Raw genomic sequence first — 20442 nt, forward strand, 5'->3', positions numbered from 1 at the left:
CATGACCAATGCCTGCTCAGAGATTGCTTCGGATCGGATCTTTGGGCGCCGCGTTGAAGTTGATGTAGTCGGATGTCAGCTTTTCGTAGGTGCCGTCGGTGATGATCTCGGCGATCGCCTTGTTGATGGCCTTCACCAGCTCCGGCTTGCCCTTCTTGATCGACCAGGCCTTTTGCGCCTGGGTGAGCGGCGGCTCGATGATGCGAAGCGGCAGGCCTGACTTCTTGATGCTGTAGCCGGTCGAAATGCGGTCATTGACCACCGCGTCGATGTTGCCGTTGACCAGATCCTGCAAGGCGTCGGTGACGGATTTGTAGGTCTTGACCTCACCCTTGAGCTGCGCGCCCTGGTCGGCCCAGGTCGAGGCGGCCAGCACGCCGATGGTCTTCCCTGCAATTTCGGCCGAGGATTTTACCGGCGAGTCCTGCTGGACTACGAGGCTCGAGCCCGACTCGATCCAGGCGTCGGAGAATGTGACCTTCTCCCGTCTCTGGTCCGTCATGTCGAGCGGCGATCCGATGACGTCGAACTGATCGGCCTCGAGCCCAATCAGAAGGGAATCGAATTTCAGCAACACCGGCTTGTATTCGAGCCCGAGGCGGTGTGCGACCTCACGCATCAGCCGCACGTCGATCCCGTCGAGTTCGCCCTTGTCGTTTTGCATGCTGTAGGGCGGGTAGGTGCCCTCGGTGGCCACGGAGAGCTCGCCGGGCTTGACCAGCTCCAATTGACCGCCGGCGAATGTCATGTCGACATGACCGGCAAACAGAAGTGGCAATACGACGATACACGTCTTCAGTCGGTTGAAAATGCTCATGAGTTCCCTGCCTTTTCTTGTGTGATGTCTAGCTGTTGGTGGCGTTTCGTTTCTCCAGAAATGCGGAGAGCTGCGTTAGAACTGTGGTCATGGCCAAGTAGAATACGGCCGCCATGATGTAGAAATGAAATGGCTGAAATGTACGAGCGATAACTATCTGTGCATGAAACGTAAGTTCAACGACGGTAATTGATGAAAGGAGAGACGTGTTCTTCAGGGTTGCGATCGCTTCGTTTGTGAGTGAGGGCAAAATAATGCGCGAAACCTGCGGAAGAATAATGCGCCGCATGGACTGGAAATGACTGAGCCCGAGCGCGATAGGCGACTCATATTGGCCTTTCGGGATCGCCATCAGGCCGCCGCGGATGATCTCGGCGACATAGGCGCCGCTGTTCAGGCCAAGCGTGATCACGCCGGCAACGAGCGGCGACATCCTGATGCCCAGCTGAGGCAGGCCGAAATAGATGACAAAAACCTGGACCAGCGCCGGCGTGCCACGCACCGACCAGACGTAGAATTGGCTTGGCACGCGCAGCAGTAACCAGCGCGACCGTTTGCCGAACGCGGCCACGAGGCCGGAGATCCAGCTCACCAATATCACCAGGACGGTGATCTCTATGGTCAGCCAGGAAGCGTAGACAAAACCGGGCAGGTATTCGAGCAGGGAGGTCATCGGCTTCGATCTCCGGAGGCATTGGACGCCGCTGTGTGTGAGGCTTAGGCCTCTCGATCAGATCACGGTCGCGGCATGTGGTTCGCTGAGCGCACGGTTGAGAAACTGTCTTGTGCGTGGCAGTTGCGGATTGTTCAGCACCGTCTCCGATGGCCCTTGTTCCGCGATCAGGCCGCCATCGACGAAGATGGTGCGCGTGCTCACCGATCGCGCGAAGGCGATTTCGTGGGTGACGGCAAGCATCGTCATGCCTTCCCTGGCAAGGCTCGCCATCAGACCGAGAACCTCGCCGACCAGTTGCGGATCGAGAGACGAGGTCACCTCATCGAACAGCATGAGTTTCGGCTTCATCGCCAGCGAACGGACAATGGCAACCCTTTGCTGCTGGCCCCCGGACAGCCGGGACGGATATTCGTTCCGCTTTTGCGCGAGCCCGATCCGCTGCAGAAGGTCTTCGGCCTCTTCGATGGCCTGCTTGCGCGGCGTCTTCTTGACGGTGATCGGCGCCTCGATGATGTTTTCGAGCACTGTCTTGTGCGGCCACAGATTGAAGCTCTGGAAGACGATGCCGATCTGGGAGCGAAGCCACCGCAGGCGCTTCTCGCGACCCCAGTCAATGCCGTCCTGCCTGTAGTCGATGCTCGTCCCGTCAAAGATGAATTCGCCGCTGGTTGGAATTTCAAGCAGGTTCAGGCAGCGCAGAAAGGTGCTCTTGCCCGAGCCGCTGGCGCCAATGATCGCCACGACCTCGCCGGCCGCGACATCCAGCGATATGCCGTGCAGGACTTCCAGCGGACCATAGGCCTTTCGAAGGTCGCGTATCTGCAGCAGCGGGGTCATGTCGGCGTGCCTGGCGGCAGCACGCGGTAATGCATGTCGCTTGGCGTACAGGCCGGGCCGTTCACCGGCTTGATGTCTTGTGGACAGCTCGAAAACACCATCAGCACATCCATTTCGGCAACCAGCTCGACGCTGTCGCCGGCCTTGGCCGCGGGTGGACTTCTCAGGATCTCGCCATCGACCCCTGTGATGACGTTCATGAACAGGTTGAACGGCGACGGTGTCGACGGTGGCGTGAGGTAGAATTCCTTCAGCGCCTCGCGCAGATTGTCCTCGCAGTTGCGATGGTACTCCTTGCAGCCAAGTTCCGTGTACAGTTCCTTGTTACAGGCACACAGAAGCGTGTCGTGCTTGCCCGGAGATGTGTCTTTCCTGAACCGCAGCATCGGCCGCCGGCGGTTGCTGGAGAACAGGTCGCCGGCATTGGCATAGATGGTGCTGTTGACGGAACGCGTGTGCTCCATCGACATATGTTCGGTGACGTCATGTGCGTTGTACGCCCAGGTATCCAGAACCTGGTTGCCATGGGTGTTGATGATCTCGATGGTTTCGCCCTTGCGGAGGAAAACCGCCTTTCCCTGCTTTGCGGGAACAAGTCCGAGGGTTGTCAAAACGCATTCTCCCGATGAGCGAAATCTTCAGACGGTTACCTTTGCAGGCCTTTGGAATGTGCCCGCTGACGGCCGTTGTAATCATAACAAGTGTTGCTATTTTTTCAACAATATTGTTGACAATATTGTCTCCAAACTGTCGTGACTATCCCTGCTCTGCCACTTCGATCGCGCGCCGGAACTCAGGCATCGACTTTCGCGGCGACACACTCGATCTCCATCTTGAGCAGCGGCCGCGAGAAGCCGGTTATGACGAACAAGGTCGATGTCGGCGGCGGGTCGCTGACATATTTGTCGCGAACCCGCATATAGTCCTCGCGATATTCGCGGTCGGTTACAAAGGCGCTAAGGCGCACGATGTCGGCGAAGTTCATGCCGGCTTCGGCCAGGATGACACGGATTTTCTCAAAGCAGATTTCCGCTTGCGCTTCAGCGCTCTCCGGTACATTGCCGTCCTGATCGAGGCCGACCTGTCCAGAGACGAAAAGATAGCGTGCGCCCGCCGGCACTTCGATGGCGGTGCTGTAGCGCCGAAGGGGCGCGGCAAGGCTGGTTGGGGAAATGGCTTTCAGGCCGGACATCGTGTTGCTCGCTGAGAATCCATTGCGTGAAAGACGTTCGTCGGCCTGATCTGGTCAGCCGGCGCAAATCTTCGCTGTGGTCACCCCAGGCGGAACCATGTCGTCCTTGGTGAAGCCATACTTGTTCATGATCGCGGTGAACTCCGGCGTGGTGCGAAATGTCGTCAGCCTCTTGTTGAGTTCCGAGAGCAGATCCTGGTCTTCCAGCCGCACCGCAAAGCTTGCAAAACCATAGCGTGGCTTGCCGTTTTCAACGGGTTGCTCGAAGGGCGATGCGCGTTCGACGTTCGGATCCTTCAATGCGCGAAGTTCGGTTTCGAGGATGACCGCCGGATTGGCGAAGCCGTCGACCCGTCCTGCCTGCACTGCGGCATAGCCGCTGTGGTCATCAGGCACGGCGACAAGCTGTTCGGCCTTCACGCCCATCGCCTTGGCGTTGTCGGTAATGCCTGTGCCGCCCACGGTATAGGCGAGCTTGATCGCTGAATCGGCGGCCACATCGGCATAGCTGTGGATCTTGCGCGGGTTGCCTGTCTTCACCGCGATCCCGTCGCCCAGAACATAAAGCGGCTCGACAAAAGCCACCTGCTTGCACCGGTCCGGCTTGATGTAGATAGACGATGTGACGAGATCGAAACGTCCGGCCTTCAAGCCGGGAATGAGGCCGCCGAAAGTGGTGAGGCCGCCGTCGAAATCCTTCACGCCCATATCATCGAAAACATGGTGAAGCACCTCGATGACGACTCCGGTCAATTCGCCATTGGGTTGCGCGTAGGCAAAGGGCGCCTCATTGGTGAAAGCGATGCGGATAACGCCTTGCGATCTGATTTTATCGAGTGTCGTTTCAGCCTGAGCCGAAGCGCCGCCGATCATGAAGGCTGCCGTAACGCCCGCGAGAACCGCCTTTCGGCAAAACCGTATTCTCAACATCCTCAATCTCCCATTGTTAAGCCCTGGCCAATTGTTCTTAGGTGACAATCCAGCCAATATTATTGTCAACAATTATGTTGGCTATGTCAAGAGGATCGATGTCGACCATTGGCGTCAGAGCTTAGGGATTGAGGGTGACAAGCCGCTCTTCGGTATATTCGCGAGTGGCATATTTCGGCCCCTCGCGCCCGAAGCCGCTGTCCTTGACGCCACCAAACGGCATGCCGTCCGCCCGTGCGCTGGACGTCTCGTTGATGTGAACCGAGCCAAACCTCAGCTTGGCTGCGGCTGACAAAGCGGACATCACATCCCTGCTGAAGATGCCGACGGAGAGGCCGAACGGCGTTGCGTTGGCGGCATCGACCGCTTCGTCGAGATCATCGAACGGAATGATCGACAGGACCGGTCCGAAAATCTCCTCATCGAGGACGCGGGTGCCTTTGACAACGCCTGTCAGGATTGTCGGCGCATAGACAGAACCATTGCGTGTGGCGCCACAGCCGACGGCGGCGCCGGCCAGGACCGCTTCCTTGACAATAGCGTCGACACGCTCGGCGGCAGGCCGCGAAATCAGCGGACCGACACGCGTTGCCGGGTCGCGTGGATCGCCTGCCTGCATCGACGCCGCGGTTTGGACCATCGCGTCGAGCACCTCGTCATGGCGGGATCTCTGGACATACAGGCGCTGCACCGAAGTGCAGACCTGGCCCGCCTTGCGATACGCGGCATTGGCGATTTTGGGGATCGCCGTGCCGATCTCCGCATCGGCGCACAGGATCGTGCTGGCGATGCTGCCGAGCTCGAGCTGTGTGCGCCGCAGACCGGCGGCACTCTGTATCAGCCGTCCAACCTGCGTGCTCCCCGTGAAGGTGTAGAAGCCGATGCGTTGGTCGGCGAGCAACAGGCGTGCCGCTTCGCCTTGCAGGTCATGCAGCACCGAGACGAGGCCGGGTGGCAATCCCGCCTCGACCAGGAGCTGCGCGATCATCACCGCGGTGATCGGCGTGTGGCCCGACGGCTTCAGCACCACCGCATTGCCGGCAGCCAGCGCCGGGCCGATCTTGTGCAGCACGACGTTCAACGGCGAATTGAATGGCGTGATGGCGCAGACAATGCCGATTGCCGTGCGGATGGTGAAGCCGACACGGCTTTCCTGTCCGGCAGTGGCACCAAACGAAACCGTCTCACCAATGATGTTGCGGGCTTCCTCGGCGCAGAGGCTGAGCGTTGTCACCGCGCGATCCACTTCGCCCGTTGCGTCAGCCTGGGTGAAGCCAGCCTCGGCAGTCAGTGTTTCGGCAAAATGAACCTTTCGTTCGCGAAGCAGCCGAGCAGCATTTGCGAGAATCTCGAAACGCCGCGATGGCAACGGCACACCGGCGCGCAGCGTGCGCTGCGCGAGCGACAAAGCCAGATCGACATTCGAGGTATTCGACGTCTGGACTTGCGCCAGCACGGTGCCGAGATATTTGTCGTGAACCTCGAAGGTGCTTCCACCCCCGTGGAAATCGCCGCCGATGAAGGGAAGTAATTCTCTTGCTTCGAACATGAGAGCCTGCTTGGTCTGGAAGAGCGCCTGGGCGCTGAAATGGCTACTGCCGCGTACCGAGGCCGCGCATGAAACTGTCGCGGATCCAGGATGGGTCGCGATCGGTCGATCCCTGTCCCGGAGACTTGTCGATCCGTGCCGCGATCATATGCGGGCGATCGCTGCCGAGCGCCGTTTCCAGCAGGTCTTCATAGGCGTCCGTGTCCGCTGCCCAGGCGCTGTCGGCCAGCCCACAACCCCGCGCGATGGCCACAAGGTCGGCGCCGTAATGCGTCGCGGTCGGTTGCGACCCGGTGATCTGGTAGGAAGCGTTGTCCATCACCAACAGAGTGAGGTTCGGTGGGCGCCGCTCCGCAATGGTGGCAAGGCAGCCAAGCTGCATCAGCAGCGACCCGTCGCCTTCGATCGCGACCACGCGCCGCCGTGGCTGCGCCAGCGCGACGCCAAGCGCGATCGGGAAGGCAAGCCCCATACTGCCCAGCATGTAGAAATTCTGCGGCCGCCGCCCGGCTGCCCACAGGTCGAAGTTGGTGTTGCCGATGCCGCCGATGACAGCTTCATCATGCGTCAACCTCGACAGCAACCTGGAGGTCAGATCGAAGCGGTTGAGCAACGCGCCTTGCACCGTCTCGCCTGGGGTCTGTCTGGCGCTCATTGCTGCAGTTCCTGTCGTTGGGCGTGTGTCAGCAGGGGCGAAAGGATCAGCGCCGCCGGCGCCTGTGTCGCGATGGCCTGGCTGATGGTGCGGTCGGCGGTGAAATCGAGTTCATCGGACCGGCTCAGCGTGTGCGTCTCGATGCCGAGCGAGGTCAGCAGCGGCCGCATCGTCCTGCAGACCAGCGCTTGCCCCTGATTGAACTCGCCCAGCGTGCCCCGTTCGGAAACGATCATCAGCAGCGGGATCTGGTAGGGAACGGCCAGCGAGGCCAGCACATTGCCGAGCGTGGCAAAGCCGCTGGTCTGCATGAGCACGATACCGCGCAAGCCACCCATCCAGCTGCCACAGACGATGCCTACGGCCTCTTCTTCGCGGGTAGGCGCCAGTACCGTGAAATAATCGTCGACTTCGACGGCTTTGATGAGCGGCGTCAGCACCTTGTCTGGAACATAGGTGACGAGGCGGATTTCGTTTCGCTTCAGCACCTCGACAATGATGTCATACCAGCGGCTCATTGCACATTCTCCTGAACCCCGAGACCGCCACCGCCGGCTGTCTCGATCGTGATCCTGTCGCCCTTGTGCAGCAGCAGATGGTCCGACGGATCGCGCATCTCTCCGTTCACGCTCAGCCGCGCGATGGCGCCGGCCTCGCCACCGTTCAATCCAGGCGGCGGGACACGCCAGCGCGTCAGGATGACGGAGCATGTCGCCGGCGCGTCGCCGATGAACTCGAACGCCACGTCGAGACCATTGCCGCCGCGCCGAAAGCCGGCGCCGCCGCTGTCGGACCTGCGGCGACGGTGAAGGATGCGCACCGGCACCGTCTGTTCGATGACCTCGATCGGTGTGTTGGCGAGGTTGGATGGGAAGCTCAACGTCGGCATGCCGGCACGCCGCGAGGAGGCGCCCTGGCCGCCATTGAAGAAGAACATGCCGGCATAGCGATGCCGGTTGTGTTCGCCGGCGATGGTGACGGACGAGTTCGAAGCGCCTGGCGCCCAGACGCGGTCCGGTAGCACCGGAGCCAGCGCCCCCATCACGGCAGCCGGCAGCAGATGCCCGATCATATTGCGCGCGCCGCCCGGGGCAGGGAAGCGCGGATTGAGGATCGTGCCTTCCGGAGCCCAGGTGGTGACCGGCTGGAAACTGCCTTCATTGTTGGGGATGTCGGGAGAAAGCAAGGCTTTCACCGCATAGGCGGTGTAAGCGAATGTGTAGATCGGCACCACGTTCACCGCGCGCGGCAGTTGCTCCGAGGTGCCGGTATAGTCGACATGGATGCGGTCGCCCTCGATGGCCACCATGGCCTCGATGCGCACCCGGTCCTCGAACCCGTCATGAAGCAGGCTGTAGGCATGGTGCCCGTCCGGCAAGGCCGCGATTGCGCCGCGCATTGCCTGCTCCGATCGCGTGCGCACCTCGGCGCTGATATCGTCCAGATCGAGCCCGACTTCGCGGAGCACTTCCACCAACCGTTCCGCGACCTTGCGGCAGGCCGCGACTTCGCTCCAGATATCGCCCATCGTCGCATCCGGTACCCGGACATTGGTCTTGATGAAGGCAACGACGGCCTCGTTGGTGCGTCCCGCCTCGACCAGCTTGAGCAAGGGGATCTGCAGGCCCTCTTCATAGATTTCCCGCACACCCGCACTGCGCAGGCGGCCCCCTATGTCGGGCATATGGCTGGTGATGGCGGCAAACGCGATCAATCTTCCGGCCATGAAGATCGGCGTGGCGACCGTCACATCATGGACGTGGCCGGTACCCTTCCAGGGGTCGTTGGTGATGAAGACATCGCCATCCGAAATACCCGCGATGGAAAACCGCTCGATGAAGTGCCTGACGCTGGCCGGCAGCGTGCCGATGAAAGAGGGAACGCTCATCGACGACTGGGCGATGGAACGGCCGGCGACATCGGTCAGCACCACGGCGAAATCATTGGCTTCTCGTGCCAGCGTCGAGAATGATGTGCGGATGAAGGTGGCGGCGGCCTCGTCGACGATGCTGACCAGGCGAGCCCATGCGATTTCGAGCGTGACGGGATTGATACGGCCGGTCATCGCACCACCTCGTCGTCGAGCCGCACGTCGATGGTCAGGTCGGGATGGACAAGCACGTCGGAGGGAAAGGGCACAACAAACGTCGATTCGCGCTCCTCGAGGATCAAGGGGCCGCGAATCCTGGTGCCGACCGGCAGGCTATAGCGGTCATAGATATCGACGACCCCGACATTGTTTTCGAGCGGCAGGAATACTTCCCGGCGTCCCCTCGGCCGGTCGGTCATCTGCTCGGAACGCCCGTCGGCCCAGGTGAACTGCTTGAGCGTTGACGGTGAGCTTCCAATCAGCCGCCAGTTGACGATTTCGAGCCGTCCATCCGGCACCAGGCCGCCGAAGAGATGACGATAGCGCTTGTCGAACAGGGCGCGGACGGTGTCGGCAAGGCCGGCGTCGATCGTCTCGTAGGGGAGGGTGACGTCGACATTGTGCCCCTGTCCTTCATAGCGCATGTCGAGGACAAGCGACCATTCGACATTGGCCGTGTCGGCCCCGGCCGAGGAAAGCTCGGTGGCCGCGTCCCGGTGCAGCAAGTCGAGCTGCTGGCCAACATCGTTCCAACCGACATTCGACAGATGAACCCTTCGCGGCAGGTTGCGCTCCGCGCGCGGCGCCGCCGCCAGCAATCCGATGCAGGATCCAGCACCAGCCGCCATCGGGCACAGAATGCGCGAAATGCGCAAGCGTCGCGCGACGTCGACAGCGTGGACCGGGCCGGCGCCGCCGGTTGCGACCAGCGCGAAGCGCCGCGGATCGAAACCGCGTTCGGCGATATGGACGCGCGCGGCATTGGCCATGTTCTCGTTGACGATACTGCAAATGCCCCAGGCTGTTTCCATCGCCGACATGCCGAGACCTTTGCCCAGTCCGGCCAGGGCTTCTTGCGTGGCCGCGAGGTCCAGTTTCATCTCGCCGCCCAGGAAGCGCAGCGGATCGAGATAGCCAAGGATCAGGTCGGCATCGGTCACGGTCGGCTCGATGCCGCCGCGGCCGTAGCAGACAGGTCCGGGCACCGAGCCAGCGCTGCGAGGGCCGATGGCGAGCGTGCCGAGCGCGCTTGTGGCTGCGATGCTGCCGCCGCCGGCGCCAATTTCTATAAGGTCGATGCTGGGCACCAGGATCGGCAGGCCGCTGCCCTTCTTGAAGCGTTTGACGCGTGCCGTCTCGAAGCTGTGGATGATGCCCGGTTCGCCATCGGCGATGACGCAGGCCTTGGCGGTGGTGCCGCCCATGTCGAAAGCCAGCAACTGCGTCTCGCCAATGCTGCCGCCGGCATTGTTGGCGCTCAGCACACCGGCAGCCGGCCCGGACTCCAGCAACTGGATCGGTGACCGTGCCGCGGCTTCCGCGCTGGTGAAGCCACCGCTGGACAGCATGACGCTGAGACTGCAGTCTATGCCCTTCCTGCCGACCTCGCCGCGCAGCATGTTCAAATAATCAGCGACAAGCGGTTGCACGTATGCGTTGGCGGCCACCGTCGAAGCACGCTCATATTCGCGGGGCAGCGGAGCGACCCGGCTGGAAAGGCTCACCCGCATCCGTGGCAGGTGCTGCGTCAGCGCGGCCTCGACCATTTTTTCGTGGCGGTCATTGGCATAGGCATGAAGCAGGCAGACCGCCACGGCCTCGTAGCCGCCAGCCGAAATGAGGCCAAGCAGCTCATTCAGTTCATCGGGGTCGATAGCCCTGAATTCGCTGCCGTCAGCGTCTATGCGACCTTGCAGTTCGAAACAATCATCGAGCGCAACGAGAGGGGCCGGCAATTCGAGATCGAGATCATAGAGATCATAGCGGACCTCGCGGGCGATCTCGAGCAAGTCGCGTGTGCCGGCCGTCAGGATCAGCGCGACACGGGCGCCCCGCCGCTCGATCAGCGTGTTGGTGACCAGCGTCGTGGCATGCACGATGTCGCGGACGCTTGCCGGTGAGATGGCGCTGTCGGCGCTCTTCATCTGCAGCAGCATCTGATCGATGACGTCAGACACGCCGATGCCGGGATCTTCCGGCGTCGTCAGGCATTTGCCGACCCAGATCCTGCCGCGCGCGACGTCCTCGGTGATGCCGTCGGTGAAGGTACCGCCAATATCGACGGCCATCCGGTACGGAGACGGGCGTTTCAAGATGATGTCCGTCACGGCCCGTCTGCCTTCAGTTCTTCGGTATGATCGATATAGACCAGGCCCTGCTTCGCCAGGGCATCGCGCATCCCATAGATGTCGAGGCCGAGTTCACCCGCGCCGAGGCGTTTGCGCACAGCCGCTTCCTTGGCGAGGCGCTCATCGCATTTCTGTGCGACCAAGCCGGCATCCTGGCGCGGCACCACGACCACACCGTCATCATCGGCGACGATCACGTCACCTGGATTGACGGCCACGCCGGCGACGACGATCGGCACGTTGACGGCGCCCAGCGAAGCCTTGACCGTTCCCTGCGCGCTGATTGCCTTGCTCCAGACCGGGAAGTTCAATTCCTTGAGCGCGGCGACGTCCCGGCAACCGGCATCGATGATCAGGCCGCGCACGCCGCGTGCCTGCAGCGACGTCGCCAGCAACTCGCCAAACATCCCGTCCGAATTGTCGGAACTCATCGCGACAACCAACACGTCGCCGGGCTGGCAAAGCTCGACCGCGACATGGATCATCCAGTTGTCGCCCGGCCGCCCAAGCACCGTCACAGCGCTGCCATAGGCTAGCCCGCCTTGCCAGACGGGCCGCAGGTAAGGCTTGGCCAGGCCGTCACGGCCTTGAGCCTCGTGCGCGGTCGAGACGCCGGCGGCGCCCAGGCGCGCGATCACGTCCGGATCGGCGCGCAGGATGTTCCTGATGGCGACGGGCTTCATCCGAACTGCTCCATGAGATCGGGAAACACGCGCTGATAAGCTTCGCCGTAGACCACCTTGCGACCGGTGTTCCGGGCCGCCTGATTGCCGCGCTGAAGCGCGGCCCTTGTGTAGTATTCCCAGAGATGTTCCTGCGCGGCCATGCATTCGAAAGCCTTGCGCTTCTTGTCCCATACCGGACCGATGTCGAGAAAGACCTCCGGCCTCCATTCGCATTGTTCGGGCTGGTGCGGTTCGAACAAATAGACGGGGGGCGCGCCGAGCACTGGCTGGCCGGGATTGTGGCCATGCGCCTGCGCGATGATGCGCGCTTCCTGGGCGAGATGGGTGGCCAGTGGATGGTCGAAATTATAGGGATCGGCCAGCGAATGCGAGAGAACGAAGCTCGGCTGCAATTCCCGGAAATGGTCGACCAGGGTGAAAAGCAGATCCTTGTCCGAAACCAGCGGATAGTCGCCGCGATCCAGGAACACCACTTCGCATCCGAGGATATTGGCGGCGGTTTCGGCTTCGCGCTTGCGCTCGCGCTTGACGACCTCTTCGGTCATCCCCTTCTCGCGCCAGAGCTTGGCGGACTCGCCGCGCTCCCCGAACGAAAGGCAGATCACTCGCACCTGATAGCCGCGCTCGGCATGCAATGCGATCGCGCCGCCGGCGCGCCAGACGAAGTCCGCCGAATGAGCGCTGACCACGATTCCAGTTTTTGCCGTCATGCGGCTTCTCCCTTCGATTTTCTTATGGGTTCTTCCCTTTCCGGCCATACGGAAGAGGGGACGGCGATGGCGCCTGCGAACAGGCGCCGCGCGGTTCTAAGCAGTGCTGCCTTCATCACCTCAGGCCCTTGCGGCGTATCGCGGATATCGAGTTCGACGGTGAATTCGCCGCTTGGATGCTCGATCGACATCAGGGAACCTGACGGTTGCACCGCTATGTCATGTGCGACCGAGCCTTTGAGCGCGCAGGCGGTCGCCACCGTCACCGCACCCAGCACGCCGATGCTGGCGTGGCAGACATGGGGGATGAACGTCCGGGTGTTGATCACGCCGCCGGCCCGTGGCGGGGAGATCAGCGTCATCTTGGGAAAAGGTTTGGCGGCGACGTCGCCCAAGCCCATCATGCGACCGGCCTGCAGCCGGACATGCTCCAGCTTCGCCACCAGCGGCCCGTTGGCGTTCAACTCGTCGCGCGTCTCATAGCCGGTGATGCCGAAACGGTCGGCCGGCAAGACGACGACCGGCATGCCGTTGTCGATCAGCGTGCAACCGATGCCGTCAATCACATCCAGGACATTGCCGGTTGGCAGCAAGGAGCCACAGACGGACCCGGCGGTGTCGCGAAAGGCAATCGTGATCGGCGAATGCGTTCCGGGCACGCCGTCGATGCGGGCGTCGCCTATATAGGTCAGGCTTCGGCCCGGCGTGCGCACGGTGATGTCGGCCACGGTTCCGGTGTTGACGGTGAGAACGCGGGCGGTGGTTGTCTCGTCCGTCGCGGTTATCAACCCTTGTTCGATGGCGAAGGGCACGACGGCGGCCAGCATGTTGCCGCAATTCGGTGTCGTGTCGACGAGAGCCTTTGCTACGCTGACCTGCGCGAACAGGAACTCCAGATCGATACCGTCCTGTGTCGAACGGGAAACGATGCCGACCTTGCTGGTCAGCGGGTCGGCACCGCCGACGCCGTCTATCTGCCGCACGTCGGGCGAGCCAAGGGCCGCGAGCAGCACCTGATCGCGGGCCGCCATATCGGCGGGCAGATCCGAAGCGAGGAAGAACGGACCTTTGGAGGTCCCCCCTCGCATCAGCGTCGAGGGGATTTCTACGAGACCGGCACTCATGACGTCCTCACAGAATCCCGGCCGAAGCAATCCGGGTGAGGGCCTCGTCTATCTCGCGATCCGGCGCCGTCACCGTCAGCCGCAAATGACCCGCGCCGGCGCCACCAAAGGCGGATCCCGGAACGCTGGCCACGTCGTGCAGGTCGAGCCAGCGGGCGGCAAGCGCGCGGTCATCCGTGTCGACAGCGGGAAACAGGTAGAAGGACGCATCGGGTGCAACGCAGCTTATGCCCGGGATCGCGTCGAGCCGCGCGGCGGCGTCGGACTGGCGCCGGCGAAACATCTCGCGATATCCCGGCACGACCTCGTCGTAGATTTCCAGTGCCTTGAGACCGGCTGCCTGGATCGCGCCGGGAACGCAGTAGATCGAATGCTGGATGAAGCGGCTTACCGGCTTCGACAGCCCGGGCGGCACCGCCAGATGGCCAAGCCGCCACCCCGTCATTCCGAATGTCTTGGAGAAGCTGTCGACAACGAAGGTGAAGGCGCGTCCCTTGGCCGTTGCCTGGGGCGAGGGGAACGACGCCGTATGGACGAGGTCGGAATAGACCTGGTCGAAGATGATCCAGAGATTGTGGCGATCCGCCAGGTCGACGAGGCCGTCGATTTCCTCCTGGCTGAGAACGCGGCCGGTGGGATTGACAGGCGAATTCACAATCACCGCCGCAGTGCGTGGTGTGATCGCCGCTTCCATCACCGCGAGATCGATCCGATCGAGCATAGGCAAGATGATCGGTTTGCCGCCGCACATCTCGACGCAGGGGCCGTAGCTGACCCATCCCGGTTCAGGGACCAGTACCTCATCATCCGCTTCCACCGTTCCCATCAGGGCGGTCAACAGGGCGAATTTTCCGCCGGGCGTAACGATGATATCCGCGTCGTCATACTGGGCGCCGGAGCGTCGTTTCTCGTGGGCCGCGAGCGCATTGCGCAACCGCGGATCGCCAAGGACGGGGCCGTAATGGGTGTCGCCGGCCTGCAAAGCCTTGTGCGCGGCCTCGATAATGCGCGGATCTGTCGTGATTTGCGGGTCTCCGCTCGCCAAGCTGAGGATGCGCCGCCCCGAGGCCTTCGCCGCCCGCACCTTTTCCGTCATCTCCACCGTCGCCGAGGGGCGCAGGCGTGCGATACGCTGGGAGATGGCTCGTTGCTGTTTCATCTGATTGGCCTCGTAATGCCTCGATAGTCCCATCTAAAGAACTGTCGTCATTCTTGTCAACAATCCTGAACCAATATTTTTCTTGGTTGCGACTGACGGATGGTTTTGGAGATCGGCTATAAATATCAACAAAAACAATGATATTGATGGCGGTAAATTGAAATTGTCTAATCTCGGCTTGACAAAGCCAACAAGATTGTCGTCAATTTGGTTTGCATGCTGAGCCGCTGAACAGAGGGTTGACAGTGGCCTTGGTCGGGAACAACAAACAAGAAAGGGGAATCTCAATGTTGAATCATATCTCACGCAACGGGCGTGTCTTTGTGGCAGCGCTGTCGCTGACCTCGGCCATGGCCTTGATGGGCGCTGGAGCCCACGCCCAGGATACGCTGGCGAAAGCCAAGGAAAGCGGCAGCCTTCGCATCGGCTTTGCCAATGAGACGCCATTCGCCTACGCCACGCCCGATGGCGAACTCACCGGTTTCGACATCGAGGTGTTGAAACACATCAGCGCCGACCTCGGGATCAAGGATTTCGACGGTGGCGTTACCAATTTCGGCGGCATGATCCCCGGGCTGATCGCAGGCCGTTTCGATCTGGTGACATCGGCCATCTATATCCGGCCAGACCGCTGCAAGCAGGTGGCCTTCGGCGAGCCGTTCTATGTTCTTGGCGATGCGCTGGCGGTCAAGGCGGGAAATCCCAAGAAAATCCACAGCTATGGCGATATCGCTGCCGATCCGACGCTGAAGCTCGCCAACACGGCCGGCGGAACCGGTTTGCGCGACAATGCCAAGGCGCTGGGTGTGAAGGACGCGCAGATCGTCATCGTTCCCGACGACGCCAGCGGGTACGCGGCGGTGAAGGCCGGCCGAGCCGATGCCTACACCAACGTCTCGACCGTCCTGGAAACGCAGCTGCGCAACCTGGGCGACAGCAGCCTCGAGCGCGCCAGCCCTTTCCAGCAGCCGGTCGTGGACGGCAAGCCGCGCTACGGCGTCGCCAGCTTCGCGGTCCGCCCGGCTGACAAGGCGCTTTTGGACGAGCTCAACAAGCGGCTTGTCGCTTTCCGTGATACCCCCGAATATGCCGCCCTGATGGACAAGTATGCTTTGACCAAGGACGACGCTGTCCAGCCGGGGATGACGACGGCGAAAGCCTGCGCTCAGTAACGCGTCCTCCCAACGCCGCGGTGGCGAATGCGCGGGTCACGGCCCGCGCATTCGCCTTTCAACACGTCGAACGGATTTGGATGATGTCCCTTATCTACGAAGCGCGCTGGGTCTTCCTCGAAGGCATACTGACGACCATCAAGATAACCATCGCCGCCAGCCTGCTGGCTTTTGCTATGGCGTTCCTGGCGGGGCTCGGCCGGATTTCGCCGTTCGCGCCGCTGCGCTGGCTGGCCCTCGTCTATATCGAGGTCTTTCGCGGTGTTGCACTTCTGGTGCAACTGTTCTGGATGTTTTTCGTGCTCCCCTTCTTCGGTATCGTGCTTGATCCGATCGTGACCGCAGTCCTGGCTCTGGGCCTGTGCAATGGCGCCTACGGAGCGGAAATCGTTCGCGGCGCGATCAAGTCCGTGCCTCACGGCCAAAGCGAGGCGGCTTGCGCCCTCAACTATTCGCGCCAGCAGGCGCTTTGGAAAATTCTCATCCCGCAGGCGATACCGATGATGCTGCCGCCCTTCGGCAATCTGGCGATCGAACTGCTCAAGGCAACAGCACTCGTCTCCCTCATCACGGTCCATGATCTGTCGTTTCAGGCACTCACCCTGCAACAGACGACCATGCGCACCATCGAACCGTTCACGGTGGTGCTGGCAGGGTATTTCCTGATTGCCATCGTCATCACCGGCTTGTTCCGCCTCGCTGAACGCCAGACCAATGCGCGTCTGGGCCGGGGGGCGAGATGATCCCTTTCGATTTTGACTATGCGCGTTCGATCCTGCCGCTGCTGCTCGAGGCATCGTTGGTGACGATCGCGGCTACCGTGGTCTCTTTCGCTGCCGCGCTTGTTGGTGGTCTCGTCCTTGTGCTCGGCATGCGCGCGCCGTTCGCAGGGGTGCGGTGGCCCGTCTGGGCGATCGTGCAGTTCATCCGCTCGACGCCGCTTCTGGTGCAGCTCTATTTCCTGTTCTTCGTGCTGCCTGGGTTCGGCATCTCCCTGTCGCCTTTCGTCACCGGCGTGGCGGGCATGGGCATCCACTACAGCTGCTACATCGCCGAGGTCTACCGCGCCGGTCTCGAGTCCGTGCACAAGGGACAATGGGAGGCCGCGACCGCCCTCAACTATCGGAAGTCCGCGGCGATGGTGCAGATCATTCTTCCGCAGGCAATCCCGCCGATCATCCCGGTACTGGCCAACTACATGATCGCGATGTTCAAGGACACGCCCATTCTCGCTTCCATCACGGTGATCGAATTGATGCAGACGGCAAACATCATCGCCTCTGAGAAATTTCTCTACGTCGAACCCATGACGCTCGTCGGCCTGATCTTTCTGGCCATGAGCCTTGTGGCATCCGCATGTGTCCGCTTACTTCAGGGGAGGCTCGCGCGATGAGCCCTATCATCAAGCTCACCAATGTCTGCAAGAGCTTCGGTTCGCTCGTCGTGCTCGACGGCCTCGACATGGAGGTCGCGCAAGGCGAAAAGGTTGCGCTGATCGGGCCGAGCGGATCGGGGAAGTCTACCGTCCTGCGCACCATCATGACGCTTGAAACCATCAGCGGCGGCGAAATCGAGATCGACGGCGAAGCGCTTTGGCATATGCGCAGGAATGGCAAGCTCGTTGCGGCCGACGAAGCGCACCTGCGCAAGATGCGCTCGAAGGTCGGCATGGTCTTCCAGCAGTTCAACCTGTTCCCGCATTGGTCGGTTTTGAAGAACGTCGTCAATCCGCTACGCACGGTTCTCGGTCTTTCAGCGCAGGAAGCCCGGGCCCGCGCCGAGGAGCTGCTTGCACTGGTCGGCCTCAAGGACAAGCTGAACGCCTATCCGGGCAATCTTTCGGGCGGCCAGCAGCAGCGGGTAGCGATCGCCCGGGCTCTCGCCATGCGTCCGCGCATCATGCTGTTCGACGAAGTGACGTCCGCGCTCGATCCGGAACTGGTGGGCGAAGTGCTGAATGTCTTGCGGCTGCTCGCGCATGAGCATGATCTCACCATGATCATGGTGACGCACCAGATGGGATTTGCTCGCGAGATCGCCGACCGTGTCCTGTTCTTCGAGAAGGGGCGGATCGTCGAGGCCGGAAAGCCCGATAAGGTCTTCACCAACCCGGACAGCGATCGCACGCGCGCGTTCCTCAATGCGGTGCTGCAGGGATGATGGCCCAGTCAACAATCGGGAGAAACGCCATGGCTATCGAGCCCGCCGACGCTGCCTCCCTGGCGATGCAGGGCCTGGTCGACACCGATTGGGCGATGCCTGAGAATGCAGCCCTTGCCCGCCTGATCAACGAAAAGGCCCGCGCGGTTGCCGATGCCGAGATGGAGCCGGGCCTGTCATCCACCGACTTTGCCGGGCTTCTGGCCGAGTCAGCACGGATAGCGCAAGACAATGCAAATTCCTGACCTGGACCTGACGCAGCTTGCAGCACGCATCGCAAGCGGCGAGATCAGTTCGCGCGAGGCGACGGCTCGCAGTCTCGATGCACTCGATACAGTCGGCCGCGACCTCAATTGCACCGTCGCGATCTATCGCGATGAGGCGATGGCGGCTGCTGCCAAAGCCGATGATGACCTTGCACGCGGCAATGTACATGGCAGGCTGCACGGCGTGCCGATGGCGCACAAGGATCTCTTTGACGTCGCGGGGCGCATCATTGCCGCCGGCTCGAAGATTCAAGGCACTTACCGTGCGGCGGGCACTGCCACCGCGATGCAACGTGTGACCGATGGCGGCGCTATCAACCTCGGCGCGCTCCACATGTCGGAATTTGCTCTCAGCCCGACAGGCTACAACGCCCATCTCGGCGCCTGCAGGAATCCCTGGAATAGGGACTACGTCACCGGCGGTTCATCAAGCGGCTCGGCGGCCGCCGTTGCCGCGCGTCTGGTGCCGGCTTCGCTTGGTTCCGACACAGGCGGATCGATCCGCGTCCCGGCTGGCGCTTGCGGCGTGACCGCGCTCAAGCCGACCTATGCGCTGGTTCCGAAGGATGGCGTGACGCCGCTGGCACCGTCCCTGGACTGCATTGGTCCGGTCGCGCGGACGGCTGCGGATTGTGCATTGCTGCTGGACATCATTGCCGGCCCCGGCACAGCCGATCCGTCGACCGCGCTGGCGCCCAGGATCGGCTACTCAGCCGCCCTCCAAAAGAGATGCAGAGCACCTGTGATCGGGATGCTGCCGGACCACCGGTTGAGCAAGGTGGACCCGGAGATCCTAGCGATCCTGCGGCGAAGTCTTCAGGCATTCGAGGATGCGGGTGCAACGATCGCCACCGTCGACATCGACGATTTCGACCCGGTCAACCAGCTCAATCGCGTCGTGCTCATCGTCGAGGCCGCCGCGTTCCATCGGCGTAGCCTGATCGAGCGGCCACTGGATTTCTCCGCCCATGTCCGCAGTCGCCTGGAAACCGGACTGTACCTGCCGGCAACGCGCTATGTCGAAGCGCTAACGATGCGGGGCAAGCTGGCGCGGCGCTTCGCGCAACAGGCATTCATATCAGCCGATCTCCTGCTCCTGCCTTGCATGCCGTCACCGGTGCCGCTGAGCGCGTCCGACGCCGACGGAACGTCAGGCACGGGAGCAGCCGACATCATGGATTTCACCCGGGCCCTGAACTATCTCGGCGTTCCGGCGGCAAGCGTTCCTGCCGGCTTCACCACCAACGGTCTGCCCGTCAGCTTCCAGCTTGTCGGCCGCCATTTCGACGAAGCCGGCATCCTCTCGGCCGCCCATCTCTATCAGCAGGTGACCGACTGGCACCGGCTGCGCCCGCCGATTGGTTGAGGCCAATCCACGCTCGTCCGCGGCCAGCTCAGGTCAGTCAGATCAGCTTGAGAAACGCGTCGATCAGCAGTGAACGCCGGCGCGCGTTCCAAAGCACCCAGACGGAAACCGTCGCGTTCTTCTGTTTGAGTGGATGAACCGAGATATCGGCATGTGTGAGCCGTGCCAGCGCATTGGGCACGATGGCGATCCCGAGCCCTGCCGCGACAAGGCCGATCATCGTTGTGTTCGCATTCGCGAGCTGGCCAATGCGGGGCTCGAAACCGGCATCGTGGCAGAGATCATAGACGATGCGCGGCAGCACCGCGCCCATCTTCTCGCCGTAGAAGACAAACGGCTCGTCGGCCAGATCCGCCATCGAAACAGAACCGGTTTGTCGGTTCAACGGATGATCGGACCGCATGACGACGACCAGCGGCTCCTCGACGACGCGCCGCGACAGGATTGTCCTGGGCAGAACCGGCGCGGCAACGCTGCGCACGATGGCGATGTCCTCGCCTTCATTGACCAGCACCAAAGTCTGCTGCTGGCTTTCCAACTCGTTCAAGACGAGGCTGACATCAGTATACTGTTCGCGATAGGCACGTATCGCTTGCGAGATTTCGGGAACCAGCGGTGCCGAGGGAAAAAGCCCGATGCGCAGCTCTCCCAGTTCGCCCTGCTGTGATTTCCTGACGACATCAGCGGCGCGGTTGGCGCGCTCGATCGTTGCGCGCGCCTCCGGCAGGAAAAGCCGTCCTGCCTGCGTGAGTTCGACCTTTTTGTTGGTTCGTTCGAAAAGTGCGGCTCCCAGTTCAAGCTCCAGCAGTTTGATCTGCTGGCTGAGCGGTGGCTGCGAGATGTTGAGGCGCTCCGCGGCCCGGCGGAAATGGAGTTCCTCCGCGACAACGATGAAGTAGCGAAGGTGCCGGAGTTCCATATGCAA

The 20442-nt window shown here is 61.9% G+C and carries 22 protein-coding genes; 6 read left to right on the plus strand and 16 right to left on the minus strand.

Translation table 11 applies throughout. The features are described from left to right. Positions 1-16: 16 nt before the first annotated feature. The 15 genes from NKJ67_RS03035 to NKJ67_RS03105 form a co-directional block, all read right to left on the minus strand. Positions 17-817: a transporter substrate-binding domain-containing protein gene (locus tag NKJ67_RS03035; protein ID WP_352580393.1), complete on the minus strand. Its 801-nt coding sequence runs from the start codon at positions 815-817 to the stop codon at positions 17-19. Positions 818-845: 28 nt separating this feature from the next. Continuing rightward, positions 846-1490 carry an amino acid ABC transporter permease gene (locus NKJ67_RS03040; protein WP_352580394.1) on the minus strand — a complete coding sequence of 215 codons (645 nt, stop codon included), beginning with the start codon at positions 1488-1490 and terminating at the stop codon, positions 846-848. A gap of 57 nt (positions 1491-1547) precedes the next feature. Continuing rightward, positions 1548-2330: an amino acid ABC transporter ATP-binding protein gene (locus tag NKJ67_RS03045; protein ID WP_352580395.1), complete on the minus strand. Its 783-nt coding sequence runs from the start codon at positions 2328-2330 to the stop codon at positions 1548-1550. Continuing rightward, positions 2327-2941, minus strand: a complete 615-nt coding sequence (locus tag NKJ67_RS03050; RefSeq protein ID WP_352580396.1) for a DUF1989 domain-containing protein — start codon at positions 2939-2941, stop codon at positions 2327-2329. Before NKJ67_RS03050 ends, NKJ67_RS03045 begins: the two co-directional genes overlap by 4 nt. 182 nt (positions 2942-3123) lie before the next feature. Next, the gene (locus NKJ67_RS03055) at positions 3124-3522 is read right to left on the minus strand and encodes a RidA family protein (RefSeq protein WP_352580397.1); all 399 of its coding nucleotides are present in this window, start codon (positions 3520-3522) and stop codon (positions 3124-3126) included. Positions 3523-3576: 54 nt separating this feature from the next. Then, the gene (ehuB, locus tag NKJ67_RS03060; RefSeq protein ID WP_352580398.1) at positions 3577-4452 is read right to left on the minus strand and encodes an ectoine/hydroxyectoine ABC transporter substrate-binding protein EhuB; all 876 of its coding nucleotides are present in this window, start codon (positions 4450-4452) and stop codon (positions 3577-3579) included. A 121-nt stretch (positions 4453-4573) separates the two neighbouring features. Further along, positions 4574-6001, minus strand: a complete 1428-nt coding sequence (locus NKJ67_RS03065) for an aldehyde dehydrogenase family protein (protein WP_352580399.1) — start codon at positions 5999-6001, stop codon at positions 4574-4576. Between the two features lie 43 nt (positions 6002-6044). Further along, on the minus strand, positions 6045-6656 hold the full coding sequence (locus NKJ67_RS03070) for a thiamine pyrophosphate-dependent enzyme (protein WP_352580400.1): 612 nt from the start codon (positions 6654-6656) through the stop codon (positions 6045-6047). After that, positions 6653-7174: a decarboxylase gene (locus tag NKJ67_RS03075; RefSeq protein ID WP_352580401.1), complete on the minus strand. Its 522-nt coding sequence runs from the start codon at positions 7172-7174 to the stop codon at positions 6653-6655. Before NKJ67_RS03075 ends, NKJ67_RS03070 begins: the two co-directional genes overlap by 4 nt. Beyond that, a complete protein-coding gene (locus tag NKJ67_RS03080; protein ID WP_352580402.1) occupies positions 7171-8721 on the minus strand; it encodes a hydantoinase B/oxoprolinase family protein in 1551 nt (516 codons plus the stop codon). Before NKJ67_RS03080 ends, NKJ67_RS03075 begins: the two co-directional genes overlap by 4 nt. Then, positions 8718-10853 carry a hydantoinase/oxoprolinase family protein gene (locus NKJ67_RS03085; RefSeq protein WP_352580403.1) on the minus strand — a complete coding sequence of 712 codons (2136 nt, stop codon included), beginning with the start codon at positions 10851-10853 and terminating at the stop codon, positions 8718-8720. The genes NKJ67_RS03080 and NKJ67_RS03085 overlap by 4 nt, the downstream gene beginning before the upstream one ends. Then, on the minus strand, positions 10850-11557 hold the full coding sequence (locus NKJ67_RS03090; protein ID WP_352580404.1) for a 4-carboxy-4-hydroxy-2-oxoadipate aldolase/oxaloacetate decarboxylase: 708 nt from the start codon (positions 11555-11557) through the stop codon (positions 10850-10852). The genes NKJ67_RS03085 and NKJ67_RS03090 overlap by 4 nt, the downstream gene beginning before the upstream one ends. After that, positions 11554-12270, minus strand: coding sequence for a PIG-L deacetylase family protein (locus tag NKJ67_RS03095; protein WP_352580405.1), 717 nt, complete (start codon positions 12268-12270; stop codon positions 11554-11556). Before NKJ67_RS03095 ends, NKJ67_RS03090 begins: the two co-directional genes overlap by 4 nt. Further along, on the minus strand, positions 12267-13394 hold the full coding sequence (locus NKJ67_RS03100) for a 4-oxalomesaconate tautomerase (protein ID WP_352580406.1): 1128 nt from the start codon (positions 13392-13394) through the stop codon (positions 12267-12269). The genes NKJ67_RS03095 and NKJ67_RS03100 overlap by 4 nt, the downstream gene beginning before the upstream one ends. A gap of 7 nt (positions 13395-13401) precedes the next feature. Continuing rightward, positions 13402-14553 carry a pyridoxal phosphate-dependent aminotransferase gene (locus NKJ67_RS03105; protein WP_352580407.1) on the minus strand — a complete coding sequence of 384 codons (1152 nt, stop codon included), beginning with the start codon at positions 14551-14553 and terminating at the stop codon, positions 13402-13404. 287 nt (positions 14554-14840) lie between these two features. Here NKJ67_RS03105 and ehuB (NKJ67_RS03110) point away from each other — a divergent pair, with 287 nt between their 5' ends. Genes ehuB (NKJ67_RS03110) through NKJ67_RS03135 form a run of 6 tightly spaced genes read left to right on the plus strand, consistent with a single transcriptional unit; the run spans position 14841 to position 19517 of the window. Beyond that, complete coding sequence (ehuB, locus tag NKJ67_RS03110; RefSeq protein WP_352580408.1) at positions 14841-15725, plus strand: ectoine/hydroxyectoine ABC transporter substrate-binding protein EhuB; 885 nt, start codon at positions 14841-14843, stop codon at positions 15723-15725. Between the two features lie 20 nt (positions 15726-15745). Continuing rightward, on the plus strand, positions 15746-16468 hold the full coding sequence (gene ehuC / locus NKJ67_RS03115; protein WP_352580409.1) for an ectoine/hydroxyectoine ABC transporter permease subunit EhuC: 723 nt from the start codon (positions 15746-15748) through the stop codon (positions 16466-16468). Then, positions 16468-17118 carry an ectoine/hydroxyectoine ABC transporter permease subunit EhuD gene (gene ehuD, locus NKJ67_RS03120; protein ID WP_352580632.1) on the plus strand — a complete coding sequence of 217 codons (651 nt, stop codon included), beginning with the start codon at positions 16468-16470 and terminating at the stop codon, positions 17116-17118. The genes ehuC and ehuD overlap by 1 nt, the downstream gene beginning before the upstream one ends. Beyond that, entirely contained in the window at positions 17115-17885 is a 771-nt protein-coding gene (gene ehuA / locus NKJ67_RS03125) for an ectoine/hydroxyectoine ABC transporter ATP-binding protein EhuA (protein WP_352580410.1), read from the plus strand. The genes ehuD and ehuA overlap by 4 nt, the downstream gene beginning before the upstream one ends. Positions 17886-17914: 29 nt before the next feature. After that, positions 17915-18130 carry a hypothetical protein gene (locus NKJ67_RS03130; RefSeq protein ID WP_352580411.1) on the plus strand — a complete coding sequence of 72 codons (216 nt, stop codon included), beginning with the start codon at positions 17915-17917 and terminating at the stop codon, positions 18128-18130. Then, the gene (locus NKJ67_RS03135; protein WP_352580412.1) at positions 18117-19517 is read left to right on the plus strand and encodes an amidase; all 1401 of its coding nucleotides are present in this window, start codon (positions 18117-18119) and stop codon (positions 19515-19517) included. Before NKJ67_RS03130 ends, NKJ67_RS03135 begins: the two co-directional genes overlap by 14 nt. A gap of 37 nt (positions 19518-19554) precedes the next feature. Here the strand turns inward: NKJ67_RS03135 and NKJ67_RS03140 are convergent, their stop codons facing one another. Continuing rightward, entirely contained in the window at positions 19555-20436 is an 882-nt protein-coding gene (locus tag NKJ67_RS03140; protein ID WP_352580413.1) for a LysR substrate-binding domain-containing protein, read from the minus strand. Positions 20437-20442: the final 6 nt, after the last annotated feature.

This window comes from Mesorhizobium sp. M0088, from assembly GCF_040322895.1.
GTDB lineage: Bacteria > Pseudomonadota > Alphaproteobacteria > Rhizobiales > Rhizobiaceae > Mesorhizobium.